Here is a 17,700-nt window from a genome sequence, read left to right on the forward strand (position 1 = left end):
TTCAATTGATTAATTGCATAAAAGTTTTCTTATGTTATAAGCAAGTGCGATGCATGATCCATTGATTTAATATTTAATACTTGCAATAAAGTTAAAGTGTGCTATTTTTATAGTGGTGAATATGAGCTACAGTAATAACAACAATGATGTTAAAAAGTATATAGATAGCTATAACGCAACCAGCCAGACTGTTCCGCTGGTAATAGAAAAGCTTTTAACCGATCTTAAAGAAATGCACTACCCTAAAGAAGAAATAGAAGAAATTATACTTTCAATGGATGAAGCTTTAACCAACGCAATTCAGGAAACTATAAGAAAAGAAAATAATCTTAATATTGCATATGACCCTGATATGCGTGAAATAACGGTCATGTATATAGTGTCAAAAGATGAATTTGAAGCAGTGATTATTGACCACGGTAAAGGATTTGATTTTAATGAATCATTAAGAAAAACACCAGATAAAGCATCGTTAGATTATTTTGAACAGATAACGCGGTATTCCAGTGAAAAAGAATCTGGATTGCATATCAGGGTTAATGGACGACAAATTTCATTAAAAGGTATTGGTGCAGGTTTAAAAATTATGTGTGCATTTATGGATTCAATTAATATTGATCTGATAGATAAGGAAAAAATTGTTTCTGATACTGTGTCACCGGTTACCGATGGTACTATACTGTCAATGCACAGGAAGAGGAGATATTAATGCGTCCTGAGAAAGCCTATAAAAATCTAGATTTTCTTAATTCCAGAGATGCACGCATTATACGGATAATGTGTGAATACATTGAACCTGAAAAACGGTTCAGACATTATAATATTAAGCATACTGTAGTTTTTTTTGGATCCGCACGGACAAAACCCGATGATCCCGTAACGGGCAAGTATTATCACGATGCAACCAGATTAGCATTCTTACTGGCTCAATACGGAAAAGAATTAGAAGCTATGCATGATGGTTTTGTGATATGTACAGGAGGCGGCCCTGGCATCATGGAAGCTGCCAACAAAGGTGCCAAAGAAGCTGGAGCATATTCAATTGGATTGAATATATCACTCCCCTTTGAACAAATGCCAAACCCGTACATTTCGCCAGAATTGAATTTTGAATTCCATTATTTTTTTATGCGCAAGTTATGGTTTTTATATCATGCCAAGGCTATTGTTGTATTTCCTGGTGGATTTGGAACCATGGATGAGTTATTTGAAACATTAACTTTGGTCCAAACAAACAAACTCCAAAAACATGACATACCAATTATTCTTTACGATAAAAGCTTCTGGGATAAATTTATCAATTTTCAGCTGCTGGTAGATTATGGATATATTGATAAACATGATCTTGAACTGATTCATTATTGTAATACCCCGGAAGATGGTTTTGAATATTTAAAACCAAAATTGAAAGAGCTTATTGAAAGAGTAAACCATACCATTGAAAATCGATAAAGAAGATTTATATTCACTCCTATTAATTTGAGGAAATTACATGAGTACTATAAAAGAATTACCTGGTGGATTAGAAAATGTTTCATTCTTCAAATATGCAGCTATTGAATGTGGTATCCGCTATCCAAATCGTCTGGATTTGTCGTTGATATATTCCAGTGAACCTTGCTGGGCTGCTGGTGCTTTTACCACTAATAAAATGTGTGCAGCTCCTGTTATTTTATGTCGTGAGAGAATAAAAAATCCAATTCATGCTATTATAATTAATGCTACAAATGCTAATGCAGCCACCGGTAAACAGGGTTTGGAAAATGCAAAATTACTTACAAAAGAACTTGGACAATTACTTTCAATCGATGAAAATTCAGTATTAATGGCATCTACGGGAATTATTGGCGTTCAGTTACCTGTTGATAAAATGAAAAATAGCCTGCCAATTCTTGTTAAAAATCTGAGTGTTGAATCTGGAGCCCTTTTACCACGTGCCATTATGACAACTGATACATTCCCAAAACAATATGCTGTTTCTTTTAAAACTTCAACTGGTACGTATTCAATAGCAGGTATTGCAAAAGGAGCTGGCATGATAGCCCCCAATATGGCTACACTTTTATGTTTTGTAGTAACAGATTTTCCTGTAGAGCAACATATTTTACAAAAATTATTTTATGAAAGTGTAAATGTTTCTTTAAATGCTATAACAATTGATGGAGATATGTCAACCAATGATACAGCTATTATCCTTTCACCTTCAAAGCCTTCAGTTCACAGTGAAGATGATATAAAAATTTTTAATCAGGCTCTAAACCTGATGATGAAAAAATTGGCATATCTAATAGTAAGCGATGCAGAAGGGGCAACGAAATGTGTAACAATAAAAGTTATACATGCAGCTAATGATGGGGATGCAAAGAAAGCTGCAAAATCTATTGCAGAATCACTTCTGGTTAAAACAGCAATGTTTGGCAATGACCCCAATTGGGGAAGAATTGCATGTGCAGCTGGATATTCAGGAGCACAACTACAAGAAGATAAATTATCAATTTATTTTGATAAAATCCCATTATTTAAAGATGGCTCTCCCGTTAGTTATGACAAAGAAAAATTAATGAGCATATTAAAAAAAAGGGAATATACCATTACTGTTGATTTTGGTATCGGAAATTCTGAATTTGAATATTTAACATCTGACCTGAGTTATGATTATGTTAAAATAAATGCTGAATATTCAACATAAAGCATATAATATCCTTGACTTTTATTTAATAAATATAGATATTTCATTGTAAATATGTACTTAATGGATTTATAGAATGCAATTTATAAAGCTAGCATCTATTACGCTGATATTTATTTTTGTTTGTATAGCGTTTCCTGGCGCTCAAACTCCTGATAAACAAAAGATCATAATTTATTATTTCAATGATGAAAGTCCTACCCAAAACTACAGATATTATTCTTATATTATACCTGATTCACTGTCTTCAGAATTAAAAGATAAAATTGAATATGAAGTCACCGTTTTACCAGTAACATTTAAATATATTACTTCACAAATTACTGATGAAGAAAGAGCTAATACTATTGCAATTTTAACCAGCAGGGGAAAAGAAGTTGCTGCAAATTTCTCTGTCATTGGTTCTTATAGAGTTGAAAAAAATACAATAAATATAAAAACGCAGATCTGCAACGTTGCAACTGGCAATATAATTGATGTAGCTGAGACCAGTGAAAAAATAGGGGCTTTAATATATGAAATTATTGATAGAATTACAATAAAAATAAATAATGAGTTGCAAAAAACAATTGAAGTTGAAAAAGAAAAAATTGCAATATCCCCATATAAAAATTTTTATTCATCATTACAAAATATATTTTTAGGCTATTCATACAATTTTATTTTCTTCACAGGTGATTGGGAATATCTTTATAATGACACTTCGATGAGTAAAATCTATATAGGAATGCCAGTTTCTAAAATATATACATCAGATAATGTATTTATACATAAATTATATTTTGCTCCAACCTGGCAATTTTTTTCTACTAATAACCGTGATTTAAAACATACATATGATACATACCTTTCAATTTATATGGGAGGTATATCTTTATCGTATATACATACTGTATCTCCATTGATTGATGTTGCAATTACCATACAGCCTGGTATTGCTTATTCAGATTTATATATTGTTTTAGTTCAGGGAGGGGGACCATTTGCACCATATGTTAAGAAAAATTCATATGACCCATATTTATCAGCTGAGGTTAATGCTACTTTTTATTTTTATTCCATTGGATTTGCCGGTGGTTTTAATTATCACAGGTTATTTTACAAAGGGAATGATTTAACAGCTACAGGAATTAATTTTGGTATATTGTATAAATTATAAATAACTAAAATGTTTTTGTTTTAAATACCTATCTTTTCTTTATAGAAGTCCAAACGATGCAGTAAAAAACAACTATAAGAAGGATTTAATGATCAGATATAATCTTCATGTTTTGGAGGAATACATTGACACAAAAACCAACATTATTACATTCGCATAATGATTACTGGTGTAAACGTCCGTTATGGGATGCTATTGAATATGGCTGTAATATGATTGAAGGGGATATAATTTATATTAATAAAAAGCTTATGCTTTCACATTCTTGGCGTCCTTTTTCATGGATGTGTTACGGCGAATTAGAAAATACATACTTAAAACCAATGTATCAATATTGTATTGATAATCCTCAAAAAGAGTTGTGGATGTATGTTGAATACAAGGATTCAAATGAAAAGATTAATGATATTTTGTATACTTTGTTTAAACAGTATACTATATCAAATTTACACTATACAATATCTGCTCAGAATGAAAAATGGTATCAAAAGGGTCGCTATAAGATTGCAATAAAATTTTATAATAAATATAAAGAAGAATTACAGCTTACATGGAAAACAACAGAATTGGCCGAACAGTATGATATTAAAAAAGTTGATCTGTTCCCAAAATCAATATGGCATTTTTGATATGATCAGGATTGTAATATGAAGGATATTATAAAAAAGTGGTTTATATTATCTTTAGGAATTTATATAGCATCAGCACTATTAACTGGTTTCTCAGCTGATACTGCTACATCAATCATCATAGCATCAGCACTGTTGGGTATTATGAATGTTTTTATTAAACCTGTTCTTTTACTGATAACCTTACCAATTAACCTACTTACATTAGGATTATTCACATTCATTCTTAATGCAATGTTATTATATTTTGTTTCATATCTGGTAAAAGGAATAATAATTGATTCATTTTTATCAGCATTAGTTGCATCAATTATAATTAGTATAATATCTGTAACTGTAGAATGGTTATTTGGTTAATTTTGACTATTAAGTTTAACAGTTCACAAAAAATAAACATTAGGAAAAAATAATAGTATATAGTATCATGTTCATAGTATCAATTGGTGCAGGGAAAAATCAAATACCTCTGATAAAAGCTAGCAAAGAATTGGGGTATACCATAATAGGAATTGATAAAAACCCTTTAGCAGAGGGTTTTCAATACTGTGATATAAAAGTTATAGAATCTATCTATAATTATCATGATATATACCTTTTATTGAAAGACCAGCTTGTATTTGATGACATAGCTGCTATAGTAAGCAGGTCGTATGGTCAGGCTATAAAAACAGTAGCGTATCTGTGTCAGCAATTCCGATTGCCATATATTGATTTCAATACGGTGGATGATCTTACAGATAAATCAAGATTCAGAACTATCGCTGCTATACATAACATACCAGTGCCTCATGGTTTTATAATACATAAAAAAGGTTTACACACGTTGAATAAACTACCCTTTCCTTGCATCGTTAAACCACCAAAAGGACATGCTAAACAAAGCGTTAAGCTTGTCGATAGTTACCATGAGTTGTGTACATACATAAAATCAATAAAACAGGATACCGTGATCATTGAAGAATACATTAATGGTGATGAAATTATAGTTTTAGGATTTGTCCATAACCGAACATTTTATATTTATGATATAAGTGATAAAATACTGAACGCCAAACCATATTTTGTAGATAGAATGCATGTTCTACCTTCACAATATTATACTATGTATAATGAGTTACAAAAACTTGGCCAGAAGATAGCCGACGCATTTGCATTACACACAACCCCATTGCTTATGGAATGTATTATTTGCAATAATTCCATTTATTTAATTGAAGCTGCCTGCGAATTTGGTGGTGAATATTTAGCTGATTATGCTATTCCTTCACGTTTGAAGAGTAATATATTCAAATCGTTTTTACAGGCAATTATTACAGGTAACGTTAATTTGCCAGCTCAATCTTCAATAGCTGCAGTTGTAAAATACATTATGGGGCGCAATGGCACGTTGATTTCCTATTCAATGCCAAAAAATAATCATTTAATTCATGCAGATATTTTTGCAAAACCTGGTGATACTTTGTATTACCCAAGAAATAATCATGAACGTTTAGGTGTTATTATTACAATGGGAAAAACAGTTGAAAAAGCAATACAAACGGCCGACACATTACTTGAACAAATGCACATCATCATTGAATGACCATGGATACAACAACGCAAAGCTGGAATAAACATTATACACGCGACACCTCTGTGCTTTTATATCCTGATGAACAGCTTGTACGGATGCTTGCAAAATATGCAGGTAATAGAAAAAAGGCACTTGATGTTGGATGCGGTACAGGACGCCATATCAAACTTTTACATGAATATGGCTGCGATTTCGTTGTTGGCATTGATATTAGTTTTAATGCACTTGCACACTGTAAAAAAATATTACAGGGCAATTTTGTTCAGGCAAATACCCAAAAGCTTCCATTTGGCGATAGTTCATTTGATATAGTTGTTGCTTGGGGATCACTCCATTACACAACAAAAGACAGGTTACCTGAGATGTTACATGAAATTAAACGAATACTTTACCCTGCAGGAGTTTTTTTTGGAACACTGCGCAGTATTAATGATACCTATATAATAAGAGGCAGGCACCTTGGCGATAATACCTGGGAAACAACCCTACCCGATATCAATGGCGCAGTAGTTTCGCTATTTTCATTTGATGAAGTTAAAACATATTTGCAAATTTTTAATGAGTGTCATATTGGTTTGATGGAAAGGACAGTTATTGATGACCTTGACAAAACATTATCTCACTGGTATTTTTACGCTACAGTATGAAACCAACATTTCAATTTGATCACGAATTGGAAACGTGCCCTCTATGTAAAAGTAAAAAAATATTTTTTTTATATGCGATAGTTCACACAATACCGCCCTTTACGGTATATCAGTGTAATGCCTGTAATTTCATCTTTATGAATCCACAACTTGCCAAAGAGAGTGAACTGGCATTATATGATGAAGGATACTATACCGGGGAAGCTGATTATACATACTATGATGAAAGAAATACTGAACATTATGCTCGGTATGTATGGAATGCACGATTAAAAACTATAAGAAAATATGTTAAATCAGGGAATTTACTGGATGTAGGATGTTCATTTGGGGGATTTTTACAGGTTGCTTCTCAATACTTTAGGGTTTATGGAATTGAACCGTCACTATATGCTGGCAAATATGCACAACAACGCTTTGGCAATGATATAATTCATGTAGGGACATTATTTGACCATCCCTTTAAGCAAAATAGCTTTTCAGTAATCACCTTGATTGAAGTTTTAGAACACATACGAAATCCTCATGAAGCTTTAACAGAATGTTACCGTTTGTGTACCGATAATGGATTACTGGTGATACAGACAGCAAATATGGATGGCTTACAGGCAAAATTACAGAAGCAAAAGTATGGATATTTTTTACCCGGGCATTTTTCATATTTTACCAAACAAAACCTTGCTGAAACATTAACACGCATTGGTTTTAGAAAAGTTATGGTTTTTCAACCTGTTGATTTTGGATTATTGCCAAAATTGCTTAAATCCCGTATGAATTTTAAGACAATAACTGATTATAAAAGCTGGCTACGAATTGCAATATATCATTATATAAGTAAAATACATCTTGGAAACTTTGCACTTACCAGTTCAATGGTTGTTTATGCATTCAAATAATTCATGAAATTAACTTACATATTTTACTGTTAAAATAATATCATTAATTATACCTAAACGTGGAAATTTTGACAAAATATAAAATAGTATACACCCCGCCACCTTCGGCGGCAGGGTGTATACTATATTCTTTATGAAATTTTTTAAAGAATTATTCCTGAAATAATATCTATATATATCGAAATCGATAAAAATATTAAAATATTCTTGACTTTTTAACAATAGTGAATTGAAAATTTCTTTGTTTAAAATATTCTTTAAAAATTTTAAAAGGAGTAAGCCAATGAAAAAAAGCTTTTTAACGTTTCTTATTTTAATGCTGTCGTTGGCTATTACTATGCCTTCATTTGCAGCAAAACTTTCTGATGAGGATGTTGCAAAAAAGAAAGAAGGCTGGTATCCAACGGGTTTACCATTACTTAACTATGACAGTGACAATGGTTTTGGATATGGGGTGCGGGCTTATTTGTACAATAATGGCTCAAGGGATGAAGAGTATTTTGCCTATGCTCCCTATAAAATGCAGCTGTATGCACAGTTTTATCAAACAACTAATGGTTATCAGTATCATGAAGTGAACTTAGATATGCCCTATATCATGGGGACAAAATTCAGAATTATAACATCTGTTGCGTATGATAAAAAGATCAACGCAAACTTCTTTGGAATTGGTGCTGATGCTGCAAAAGAAAAATTAACACTTTATGATGGAGCAACGTATCATCAATTTGATACATACAAAGATTATTTAGACTATGCTGATGATAATGAACAATTTAAAAAATATTACAATTATCAGTACACAAAACCAAGTTACTTTTTAAACATCTATCGTGACCTGACACAAAATTTAAAAATGCTGGTTGGCTTTGAAGTTAAGAAAGTTACTATTGATACATGGGATGGCGAAAAGTTTGATGGCGATGCACAGGGACCAACATTATTAGAACAGTGGAAACCTGAAGGGTATAAAGGTGGTTGGTCAAACTTTGCCCGTATTGGTGTATATTATGACACCCGTGATTATGAACCAGATCCCAAGTCAGGCTATTTTATTGACTATGCATTTGAAGTTTCCAGAGGCTGGTTAGGTTCTGATTATGATTTTATACGAAATACTGTTCAGTTACAGTATTATATCCCACTTCTATCAAGCTTAACATTGGCTTTGCGTGCAGGTTACACTGATACTAACATGGATGCTCCATTCTTTGAAATGGGCTATTTTGGATTTTCACTGAACCGAAGAACTGGTAACGGCAGTAACCGTACAATCCACGGCTATAAAGAACAGCGCTTTGTTGCACCAACTATGACAGTTGCTAATACTGAATTGCGCTGGAAGTTTGCTGAAGCAAATCCATGGAATCAGAATTTCCAGTTTAAATTGACTGCATTCTATGATGTAGGAAATGTTTATGACAAAGCTGGCGATCCTTTCAGTGAACCACGCTGGGGTGATTACCATCAGGGTTATGGTGGTGGTTTAGTCATAGCATGGAATATGGCAACTATTATACACTTCTACTATGGTGTGAGTGAAGAAGATACTTCAATATCAGTAAACTTTAACCATACGTTCTAATGATAAACGTAGGGGCGGATAAAAAATTCGCCCCTACGTTTATAATATTTACACCTACTTGATTTTCCGCCAATTTTTATCCTTTAAATCTAAACCTAATTGTCCACCAGGATTCATAATATTATTAGGATCAAAATGCCTTTTGATAGCACGCAAAACAGCCATTTGCTCTTTACCAATATGTTCTTCCATCCAGGGAGCAAGCATTCGCCCTACTCCATGATGATGGCTCAACGAACCACCACTCTTTGCAATGGTATCAATAATGCCATCCTGAAAAGTAATGTATTCATTGATATCGTCTGTTTTCATGATATAGATGAAATATAGATTGGTTCCCTGTGGATAAAAATGTGATGCATGCGTCATGCATACAGTCTGGGGTCTATTTTTTATGAACTGTCGCACTGCTTTATGAACATGATGGAGATTATCCCATTTAACACTTGTTTCAAGTGTATCAATAAGGATTCCATAATCATTCAAATCTTCCCGCAGGTAAGGATCCTTATAACGGCCGGGTTCCCACATGCGTGTTGGCAAACCGGTAATATACATACCACCATGTTTTTTACAGATCTTCTTTACCTGCTTTTTAATGTTCTTTGTGAAATTCTTTTCGCCTTCAGCTGAACCTATAAAGAGGCATCGCTGCATGGGTTTGTAACCCCGCAATTGCATAAATTTATCTAACATTGTGCCATCAATGCCGTATAGTTTTAAGCCAATATGCGTTTCTTCCTCATCAGAAATTCTGAATACTGCAGGCATGCCAAATTCACCCTGTGAAATTTCGCGAGAAGCATTTATAGCGTCTTGAAATGTTTTAAATATAAATCCAAACCTCTTGCGATTATCAGGCATGTATCTGAATATTTTCCAGGTTACTTCAACAAGCACACCAAAAGTTCCTTCACATCCTTTCATAATATCATTTACTTTGGGACCTGTTGCAGTTGCTGCATAATCTTTAGTTGTAAACGTTCCAACAGGAGTAACCCACTTCATGCTAATTACAAGGTCATATGCATCACCATAGTAACTTGAGGACTGTCCTGATCCAAGAGTAACAATCCAGCCACCAATTGAAGAATATTCAAATGATTGTGGAAAATGACCGCAGGTATAATTATATTTTGTGCCAAATAGTTTTTGTGCATTATTTAAAGCTTCTTCAAGCGCAGGACCCAGTATACCAGCCTGAACTGTTACCGTTTGATTTGTTTCATTGACATTTAGAATTTTATTCATATGAGTGGATAGCACCAATGTTACGCCACCCTTAGCAGGCCGTAATCCAAAATTAACTGATGAACCACCACCATATACATAGATAGGAATTTTATTCTTATTGCAATATGCTACAATCTTTTGAACATCTTCCACATTTCTGGGATGTACAACACAGTCAGCTACCCGTTCAATAATTCCTTTTCTAAGCTTCAATGCTTCTTCAAGGGTTTTGCCGGTTGAAAATTTTAATCTGTCATATTCTTTAGTACTTATATTGTCATAACCAACAATTCCTGCTAATGCTTTAATCTGGTTTTGAGTTAATTTTACAGGTTTTTTGTATTGAACCTGCTGGCGCCCTTCATTTCTTTTGTTCTGGAAATAACTATCATCAAGTTGAAATATTTGTTTTAATTCCTGATATAACTTTGGATTTGGATGTTTAAATGTTTCAGGATCGCCCCATTTAAAAATTGAACGATATGAAAATGGTTCAGGTGCTTTTTCAGTCCAATCAGGGACAAATTTTTTTGCCATAATTATTCTCCTTGTTAAAGTGGTTCAGTGGTTCAACCTCTTAATACAATCTTATCCAAAAACCCATGTAGTTCAAGAAAATTTTTACATACATATTAAAAAAATCTTCTTGCAAAAAATCTATAGTATAAACGTATTACAAAAATGAGTTTAGTAATATTTTTTTATTTAAATAACTTTTTAAACATTGTAACAAAAAACACTCATGGTATTATCATATTAGACGTTAAAAAAATTTCAGCGGTATTGTAAATGTTTTTGATAGCAGTAAAATTTTGCCATTTATCGTAAATTATAAGGAAACTTATAAAAATGTTTTTTCGGATATTCCCTCGTGGACACAATTTTCAGGATAAAACTGCTTTATTTTTATTATATCCGTAATGATGAAATCGGTTTTTAGAGGTGCCCATAAATTGATGCTTATAATGAAATTCATACATGATGATTAAAACGCAAAAAAAATATTAAAAATTAAAAAATCATAAAAAATGAATGAAGAATTACATATCACGCAGATAATTATATCAGCAATAACTGCAGCATGTGCAGTTGTACTACCGGTATTGTTTCATTTACTTGGGTTAGGCTCAATATTTTTACCAATGTTTATACCGCTGTCAATAGGAGCTTATTTTCTTACACCTGTATATGCTCTTTTAACAGGAACTATCGCCCCCATTACTTCAACTATATTGACCGGAATGCCACCACTTTATCCGCCAGTTGCTATAATCATGATGATTGAATTGGCATTGTTTTGTTTTATTATTTCTTTATTAAAACAAAAATTTTATCTTAACAGTTATTTTATTATTATAATTGCAATTATTTTTGACAGAATAATTTTGTATGTATTATATTCAATTATACTTCCTTTTTTTAAAATATCATTTGCAATGTTCAGTCTATATGATTTATTCAAAAGTTTTTCAGGAATAATATTGCTTATTATAATAACACCCATAGCAGTTAATGGAATTAATGTAATAATACAAAAAAATACAGGGCGATAGATATGGTTAATAAAAACTATGATGATAAAATACAGTACTTCAATACCTTGAGTAAAAACTGGGATGAGGTAGTTGGCAATGATGAAAATCGTATTCTAAAAATTAAAAATATCTTTGGGATGATAGATATTAAATCCGGTGCATGTGTAATGGATGTTGGTTGTGGTACGGGAGTGCTTTTCCCCATAATTGAGGATTATATTGGCTCACAGGGAACGTTAATTGCTGTGGATACCTCGGATAAAATGATTGAAGAAGCAAAAGAGCGATATAAGCATTTTACAAATATACACTATATAATTGCACCCCTTGAAGAAATAACAGTACCTGATAAAAGTATTGATGTTGTTCTGTGTTTTGCAGTTTTTCCCCACATTGAAGATAAGCTTAACGCATTGAAAAAATGTCATGATTGTTTAAAAAATAATGGGTCCCTGTATATATTTCACCTGTCTGATACAAAGACACTCAATGAATTCCACCATAATCTTAAAGCGCCGGTGAGCAGGGATTATATGCCGTATCGTGAAGAGCTTGATACAATGTTACAAGATGCCGGTTTTGTCATGAAGAAATATATTGACCAACCTGAATTAAATTTCATTCACGCTGTAGCAGAATAATGAAAATTTTTGAATGGATAAAAATAATAATTACTATCAGTGTCATTTTACTGTGTTCAGTTATTTCTACAATATCTGTTTTATGGATAGTATCATGTCTTGTTATTTGTATGGTATATTTTATGTACATTCCAAAGCAACAGCACTATACCTTGTTTATGATCATACCACTGGTCATTACCATTACATTAATGCAATTTTTAACAGGTTTAATGAAAGCACAACTGGATATTATAATAATTGGTGTCACAGCTTTTAAGATTGTATGTATCACAATAATTATTATTGGATCTCGCTTTTTTATTGGTTCAGATGGATTTAAAGCATTTATAAATATACTTCCTCATGCATTGAAATTATTTTTCCTTATTTTTACACGAATACTCTATACGTTATTAAAATTAAATAGAATGATTGTATTTCAGATTCAGTCACGGATAGATTTAAAAACCAAAGATAAGTTTCACATTCCCAAATATTATTCCGTTGCATTTCTTTCAAATCAGTTTTATGCACTTTCTTATTATAGGGATGGGATTCTCTCAAGAACCATTAGCACCATACCAGATTTAATCATCCACATTAAACATTCTATGGATGAGTACATATCAAGTACTGTAATTATTTTAATATTAATCCTGAATTGCTTACATCAAGGACTATAAGTGAAATGAATATAATCAACGCAAATAATATTGGATATCAGTATCCAGATGGGACTGTAGCACTGAATAATGTATCGTTAACCATTTCAGATAACCAAAAAGTTGCCATTATTGGCCATAATGGTTCTGGTAAGTCAACATTACTTTTATTGTTAGCCGCATTACTATTGCCAACAAGCGGTAGTATAACCATTCTTGATATGCAATTGACTGCCAAAAACAAATCTCAGGTCAGAAAATCTATTGGAATATTATTTTCACAGGTTGAATATCAATTCATCATGCCCGACCTGTTAAATGATGTATTATTGAGTATACATGAAGGCTCACATGAAGAAAAAAAATTACAGGCAATACAGTGGTTAAAAAAAGTAAACATGGATGATATGCTCAATCACAGTCCTCTGGCACTTTCAAGTGGGCAGATGAAACGAGCAGCCCTGGCAAGTGTTTTAGCAAAGAATCCAAAAATTCTATTGCTTGATGAACCCTTAGCAAATTTGGATAAGCCATCGGCAGATGCTGTAATACATATTTTATCAGATCTTAACATGCCAATGATTTTTGCCACACATTCAGCGTATGCAGTACAACATTTAGCTGACAGACTTATTGTTCTGGAAAATGGCACTATTGCATATGATGGTGTATGTAATGGCAGGATTATAGCAAAATATCAAAAAACAATATTGCTATAATTCATTGATGATAATGTTAATTATGCCTTCAGCCACTTCTTTTTTTGTCATTTTATGAAGGTTGATGATTTTGCCATTTGCAAGCATTACAGTAACTTCATTAAAGTCGCTACCAAATCCCGTATCACTTCTGCTAACATCATTTATACAAATCATTGCCAGTTCTTTTTCAACAAGCTTAGTTTTGCCATACGCAATCACATCAGTAGTTTCAGCAGCAAATCCAATCAGGACAATAGTATTAAGTTCTTGTTGTTTTTTTATACTGGCAATTGTTTTTAATATATCTGGATTGCGTTGTAATTCTATTGTCAGGTTTTCATTAGTTTTTTTTATTTTTATAGGGGATTTAGTTACCGGTTTGTAATCAGCAGGTGCTGCAGCCATTATCAATACCATATTGGGCGATAGTTCCTGTTTAATTGCTTCAAGCATATCAACAGTACTTTCAACACCTTTACACCGATATGGCTTTCCGCTAATAAGTGATTCATCAATGGGTCCATGAATAAAAACTAATTCTTTGCTCTGTTTATATGCTGCATCAGCTATGGCAATTCCCATTTTACCACTGGAAGCATTGGATATATACCGTACCGGGTCAATCCATTCACGTGTAGGGCCGCCGGTAACTATCACCTTTTTGTCATTTAACTGCATTAATTGCTACCCTATAAATTTCTTCTATTGAAGCTAATCTCCCCTGCCCTTCATCACCGCAAGCAACAAGACCTGTTTCTGGTTCAACAAATATACAGCCCCACTCCTTTAATTTGCGGATATTTTCCTGTACTGCCCTGTGTTTCCACATATTGGGATTCATGGCAGGTGCTATCACCACAGGACAATCAACAGCTAAAAATGTGGTGCTTAAAAGATCATCAGCAATACCATTGGCAAATTTTCCAATGATGTTTGCTGTAGCAGGAGCAACCAGTAGTAAAGCAGCATTTTCTTTTAATTCAATATGGCCCATTTCGCGCCATTGTATAGCAAAACTTGTGGTGTATACCGGGTTACCGGTGAGTGTTTGTAAGGTTAAAGGGGCAACCAGGTGTGTGGCATTCTCAGTAAGTACGCAGAATACATCATATCCATCTTTAGTAAGCATACGTGCCAGGTCAGATGCTTTATATGCAGCAATTGATGAAGAAATTCCTAAAATTATTTTTTGTTTCATGATCGCCGGAAAAACCTCTCTAATTCAGATTTTGATAACATATACACAAATGGTCTCCCGTGGGGACATCGGTAATCATTTGTTGAAAGTACATAATCAGCTATTGCAATAATATCATCCTGTGTTATTATATCATTGGCACGTTTTGCAGAATGGCAAGCAATTTTTTCAATTATTTTAATTTTAATATTGTTTAGGGAATTTTTGTTTTCATGCAAACTATCGACAATATCCCTCATTAATCCTTCTATATCATTGGTAGTGCAAAAATCAGGGATAGCATTGATTACAATTGAATGGTCATCAAATTGGTCTATAATAATTCCATAGTTGGTGAGAATATCTTTGTAGGCATGTATATGGATGAGTAAATCAGGTGACAGTTCCATAACAACTGGCATAAGAAGTTGCTGTACTGCGGTAATAGAATCAATACTCATAAGATAATCAAATAATTTTTTTTCATGAGCGGCATGAAAGTCTATAAAATAAAGGTTATTTTCTTTTTGTATCAGTATATATAAACCAAAAATAGTTCCAATTATAGTATAATCTCTCTGATGCAATTGGGTATATAGATGCTGTACTTCATGTATTAAGGTTTGAGGATTAATATTTGGCTGTGCATACTGTAATGGGGGTGTACCATTATTATCAGGAAAATTGTCTGCATATGATGGGGTGGCAAGGTTTTTATTCTGCAATTGAGCATCATTGTGTTTGATTGGGAATGTGTGGATGGTACCACTTATGACCTTGTTTGCAAAATTGTAAATCATTGAATGGATATAATTACTATCAAAAAAGCGTATTTCTTTTTTTGCAGGATGGACATTGACATCAATAAGGTCAGGTTTTATGGTGCAAAAAATAAACGCTGCGGGATATTGTCCCTTTTGTAATATAGTTTGGTACACTTGCTGTAAAATAAAATTAAAATACGGAAACTGAACTGGTCTCTGGTTGACATATAAAAGTTGTAATGACCTGTTTGACCGGTAATAGTGTGGATTGGTACAATAACCCTCAATAGTACAGTTTAAATCGTTTAATGAACCATATAATAAATTATCTGCTATTTCATTGCCATATATCTGAGCAATCCGTTGCAAGGTATCGGTTGGTTCAAACACAAATGCAATTTTATTATCAATCTTCACTTTAAATTGTATATGAGAATGGGCTATAGCTATTGCAAATAATGTTTCTTTAATGCGATTGAGTTCAGACTTTAAGCCTTTTATAAACTTTTTACGAGCGGGTGTGTTAAAAAAAAGATTTTCTACAATGACCGTTGTGCCAGTTGGCCCTGCCCAGTCAAACATTTCTTTTTTGCCGTCTGCTATTACAAGCTTGCCGCCAATATCTTCTTCTGCTGTACGAGACAATATGGTACATTGTGACACTTCTGCAATACTGGAAAGTGCCTCGCCTCTAAATCCCATGGTGATTATTGAAAAGATATCATCAATGCTTTTGATTTTACTGGTGGCATGTTCCTCAACAGCTAATGGTAGATCATCCCGGTATATGCCTATGCCGTTATCCCGTACCACAATACGCTTTAAGCCGCTTTCTTCAATTTCAATGTCAATTTCAGTGGCCTGAGCATCAAGGGCATTTTCCACAAGTTCTTTGATTACTGAATAAGGGCCATCAATTACTTCACCAGCAGCTATTTTTCTTTTTACAGCATCAGGCAATATCTGTATTCTTTGTTTTATGTTGGGCGATAGCTCCATGAATTAAGCCTGCAGAGCTTTTATGGCTTCAATAAATTTTGGCAATGTTTCCCCAACTTTGCCCTGAATAAAGATATCAGTTATAATTGGTGTAATGACAGTTTTTTCTAAATTAAATTCAATAACGTATGCCCCATTAGCTTTTGCTATATGGGGTATACTACTTGCTGGATATACAACAGCAGATGTTCCAATAACAAGAACAACACGTGCATCGCTTGCTAAATTCTGTGATTCCATTAATGCATTATGGGGAATCATTTCACCAAAAAATACCACACTTGGTTTTAATATTTCACCACACTTTTTACATTGAGGAGGTTCATCTTCAATAACAAACTCTTCAGGTACATATTCTGCACCACAGTAAATACATTGCAACCGTTCTGAATTGCCATGAAATTCAATGACGTTTTTACTACCAGCTCTCTGGTGGAGATTGTCAATATTCTGTGTTATTACAGCTTTTAATAAGCCCATCTCTTCCAGTTGTGCCAGTGCAATATGAGCTGGATTGGGCATAGCATTTCTGGTCATGTCCATTAGCTCAAATATCATCTTCCATATTTTACGTGGGTTTCTTCTAAAACCATCAATATGTGCATATTCTTCAGGGTTATAACGTGTCCATAATCCACCAGCGCTACGGAAATCAGGTATACCACTTTCAACCGAAATACCTGCACCAGTTAAAGCAATGGTAGAGATAGAATCTTTTACAATTTTGGCTGCAGTTTTAATTAAATCATCCATAAGGTACCTACTAATTGTTTCAATAGTATAATTTATTCGTATAATGTCAATTTTAAAGAAAATATAACAACACGT

At 33.2% G+C, this 17,700-nt stretch carries 19 protein-coding genes; 14 read left to right on the top strand and 5 right to left on the bottom strand.

Features of this window, described 5'->3' with window-relative positions:
- Positions 1-121 precede the first annotated feature (121 nt).
- From AB1444_08150 to AB1444_08195, 10 genes are all read left to right on the top strand, one after another.
- Positions 122-709, top strand: a complete 588-nt coding sequence (locus AB1444_08150) for an ATP-binding protein (GenBank protein MEW6526620.1) — start codon at positions 122-124, stop codon at positions 707-709.
- A complete protein-coding gene (locus tag AB1444_08155; GenBank protein MEW6526621.1) occupies positions 709-1,452 on the top strand; it encodes a TIGR00730 family Rossman fold protein in 744 nt (247 codons plus the stop codon). The genes AB1444_08150 and AB1444_08155 overlap by 1 nt, the downstream gene beginning before the upstream one ends.
- A gap of 40 nt (positions 1,453-1,492) precedes the next feature.
- Positions 1,493-2,689 (top strand): bifunctional glutamate N-acetyltransferase/amino-acid acetyltransferase ArgJ, encoded by a 1,197-nt coding sequence (argJ, locus tag AB1444_08160; GenBank protein ID MEW6526622.1) that lies wholly within the window; start codon positions 1,493-1,495, stop codon positions 2,687-2,689.
- A gap of 76 nt (positions 2,690-2,765) precedes the next feature.
- Positions 2,766-3,848 (top strand): hypothetical protein, encoded by a 1,083-nt coding sequence (locus AB1444_08165; GenBank protein ID MEW6526623.1) that lies wholly within the window; start codon positions 2,766-2,768, stop codon positions 3,846-3,848.
- A 125-nt stretch (positions 3,849-3,973) separates the two neighbouring features.
- On the top strand, positions 3,974-4,477 hold the full coding sequence (locus tag AB1444_08170) for a hypothetical protein (GenBank protein MEW6526624.1): 504 nt from the start codon (positions 3,974-3,976) through the stop codon (positions 4,475-4,477).
- 18 nt (positions 4,478-4,495) lie between these two features.
- Positions 4,496-4,834 (top strand): phage holin family protein, encoded by a 339-nt coding sequence (locus tag AB1444_08175; protein MEW6526625.1) that lies wholly within the window; start codon positions 4,496-4,498, stop codon positions 4,832-4,834.
- A 67-nt stretch (positions 4,835-4,901) separates the two neighbouring features.
- Positions 4,902-6,059: an ATP-grasp domain-containing protein gene (locus AB1444_08180; protein ID MEW6526626.1), complete on the top strand. Its 1,158-nt coding sequence runs from the start codon at positions 4,902-4,904 to the stop codon at positions 6,057-6,059.
- A gap of 2 nt (positions 6,060-6,061) precedes the next feature.
- Positions 6,062-6,697 carry a class I SAM-dependent methyltransferase gene (locus AB1444_08185; protein ID MEW6526627.1) on the top strand — a complete coding sequence of 212 codons (636 nt, stop codon included), beginning with the start codon at positions 6,062-6,064 and terminating at the stop codon, positions 6,695-6,697.
- A complete protein-coding gene (locus AB1444_08190) occupies positions 6,694-7,593 on the top strand; it encodes a class I SAM-dependent methyltransferase (GenBank protein MEW6526628.1) in 900 nt (299 codons plus the stop codon). The genes AB1444_08185 and AB1444_08190 overlap by 4 nt, the downstream gene beginning before the upstream one ends.
- Positions 7,594-7,876: 283 nt before the next feature.
- Positions 7,877-9,178, top strand: coding sequence for a DUF5982 domain-containing protein (locus AB1444_08195; GenBank protein ID MEW6526629.1), 1,302 nt, complete (start codon positions 7,877-7,879; stop codon positions 9,176-9,178).
- Between the two features lie 54 nt (positions 9,179-9,232).
- Here the strand turns inward: AB1444_08195 and AB1444_08200 are convergent, their stop codons facing one another.
- Positions 9,233-10,948: an FAD-binding oxidoreductase gene (locus tag AB1444_08200; protein MEW6526630.1), complete on the bottom strand. Its 1,716-nt coding sequence runs from the start codon at positions 10,946-10,948 to the stop codon at positions 9,233-9,235.
- 491 nt (positions 10,949-11,439) lie between these two features.
- Here AB1444_08200 and AB1444_08205 point away from each other — a divergent pair, with 491 nt between their 5' ends.
- The 4 genes from AB1444_08205 to AB1444_08220 are packed head-to-tail and all read left to right on the top strand — an operon-like array spanning position 11,440 to position 13,950.
- Positions 11,440-11,964: a hypothetical protein gene (locus AB1444_08205; GenBank protein MEW6526631.1), complete on the top strand. Its 525-nt coding sequence runs from the start codon at positions 11,440-11,442 to the stop codon at positions 11,962-11,964.
- 2 nt (positions 11,965-11,966) lie between these two features.
- Positions 11,967-12,587 (top strand): methyltransferase domain-containing protein, encoded by a 621-nt coding sequence (locus AB1444_08210; GenBank protein MEW6526632.1) that lies wholly within the window; start codon positions 11,967-11,969, stop codon positions 12,585-12,587.
- Positions 12,587-13,252 carry a hypothetical protein gene (locus AB1444_08215; GenBank protein MEW6526633.1) on the top strand — a complete coding sequence of 222 codons (666 nt, stop codon included), beginning with the start codon at positions 12,587-12,589 and terminating at the stop codon, positions 13,250-13,252. Before AB1444_08210 ends, AB1444_08215 begins: the two co-directional genes overlap by 1 nt.
- A 5-nt stretch (positions 13,253-13,257) precedes the next feature.
- Positions 13,258-13,950 (top strand): ABC transporter ATP-binding protein, encoded by a 693-nt coding sequence (locus AB1444_08220; GenBank protein MEW6526634.1) that lies wholly within the window; start codon positions 13,258-13,260, stop codon positions 13,948-13,950.
- On the opposite strand, the gene AB1444_08225 is transcribed toward AB1444_08220, so the two are convergent.
- From AB1444_08225 to AB1444_08240, 4 genes are read right to left on the bottom strand one after another with little or no spacing between them, the layout of a single operon-like run.
- On the bottom strand, positions 13,945-14,610 hold the full coding sequence (locus AB1444_08225; protein MEW6526635.1) for a phosphopantothenoylcysteine decarboxylase: 666 nt from the start codon (positions 14,608-14,610) through the stop codon (positions 13,945-13,947). The two genes, AB1444_08220 and AB1444_08225, sit on opposite strands and share 6 nt — an antisense overlap.
- Positions 14,597-15,130 (bottom strand): flavoprotein, encoded by a 534-nt coding sequence (locus tag AB1444_08230; GenBank protein MEW6526636.1) that lies wholly within the window; start codon positions 15,128-15,130, stop codon positions 14,597-14,599. Before AB1444_08230 ends, AB1444_08225 begins: the two co-directional genes overlap by 14 nt.
- Positions 15,127-16,872, bottom strand: a complete 1,746-nt coding sequence (gene mutL, locus AB1444_08235; protein ID MEW6526637.1) for a DNA mismatch repair endonuclease MutL — start codon at positions 16,870-16,872, stop codon at positions 15,127-15,129. The genes AB1444_08230 and mutL overlap by 4 nt, the downstream gene beginning before the upstream one ends.
- A 3-nt stretch (positions 16,873-16,875) precedes the next feature.
- Complete coding sequence (locus AB1444_08240; protein MEW6526638.1) at positions 16,876-17,625, bottom strand: NAD-dependent deacylase; 750 nt, start codon at positions 17,623-17,625, stop codon at positions 16,876-16,878.
- Between the last annotated feature and the right edge of the window lie 75 nt (positions 17,626-17,700).

The organism is Spirochaetota bacterium (assembly GCA_040756435.1).
Classification (GTDB): domain Bacteria; phylum Spirochaetota; class UBA4802; order UBA4802; family UB4802; genus UBA4802.

Coding starts and splice junctions, on each gene's coding strand:
- AB1444_08150 (MEW6526620.1), top strand. CDS start 122: ATGAGCTACAGTAATAACAACAATGATGTTAAAAAGTATATAGATAGC.
- AB1444_08155 (MEW6526621.1), top strand. CDS start 709: ATGCGTCCTGAGAAAGCCTATAAAAATCTAGATTTTCTTAATTCCAGA.
- argJ (MEW6526622.1), top strand. CDS start 1,493: ATGAGTACTATAAAAGAATTACCTGGTGGATTAGAAAATGTTTCATTC.
- AB1444_08165 (MEW6526623.1), top strand. CDS start 2,766: ATGCAATTTATAAAGCTAGCATCTATTACGCTGATATTTATTTTTGTT.
- AB1444_08175 (MEW6526625.1), top strand. CDS start 4,496: ATGAAGGATATTATAAAAAAGTGGTTTATATTATCTTTAGGAATTTAT.
- AB1444_08180 (MEW6526626.1), top strand. CDS start 4,902: ATGTTCATAGTATCAATTGGTGCAGGGAAAAATCAAATACCTCTGATA.
- AB1444_08185 (MEW6526627.1), top strand. CDS start 6,062: ATGGATACAACAACGCAAAGCTGGAATAAACATTATACACGCGACACC.
- AB1444_08190 (MEW6526628.1), top strand. CDS start 6,694: ATGAAACCAACATTTCAATTTGATCACGAATTGGAAACGTGCCCTCTA.
- AB1444_08195 (MEW6526629.1), top strand. CDS start 7,877: ATGAAAAAAAGCTTTTTAACGTTTCTTATTTTAATGCTGTCGTTGGCT.
- AB1444_08200 (MEW6526630.1), bottom strand. CDS start 10,948: ATGGCAAAAAAATTTGTCCCTGATTGGACTGAAAAAGCACCTGAACCA.
- AB1444_08205 (MEW6526631.1), top strand. CDS start 11,440: ATGAATGAAGAATTACATATCACGCAGATAATTATATCAGCAATAACT.
- AB1444_08210 (MEW6526632.1), top strand. CDS start 11,967: ATGGTTAATAAAAACTATGATGATAAAATACAGTACTTCAATACCTTG.
- AB1444_08215 (MEW6526633.1), top strand. CDS start 12,587: ATGAAAATTTTTGAATGGATAAAAATAATAATTACTATCAGTGTCATT.
- AB1444_08220 (MEW6526634.1), top strand. CDS start 13,258: ATGAATATAATCAACGCAAATAATATTGGATATCAGTATCCAGATGGG.
- AB1444_08225 (MEW6526635.1), bottom strand. CDS start 14,610: ATGCAGTTAAATGACAAAAAGGTGATAGTTACCGGCGGCCCTACACGT.
- AB1444_08230 (MEW6526636.1), bottom strand. CDS start 15,130: ATGAAACAAAAAATAATTTTAGGAATTTCTTCATCAATTGCTGCATAT.
- mutL (MEW6526637.1), bottom strand. CDS start 16,872: ATGGAGCTATCGCCCAACATAAAACAAAGAATACAGATATTGCCTGAT.
- AB1444_08240 (MEW6526638.1), bottom strand. CDS start 17,625: ATGGATGATTTAATTAAAACTGCAGCCAAAATTGTAAAAGATTCTATC.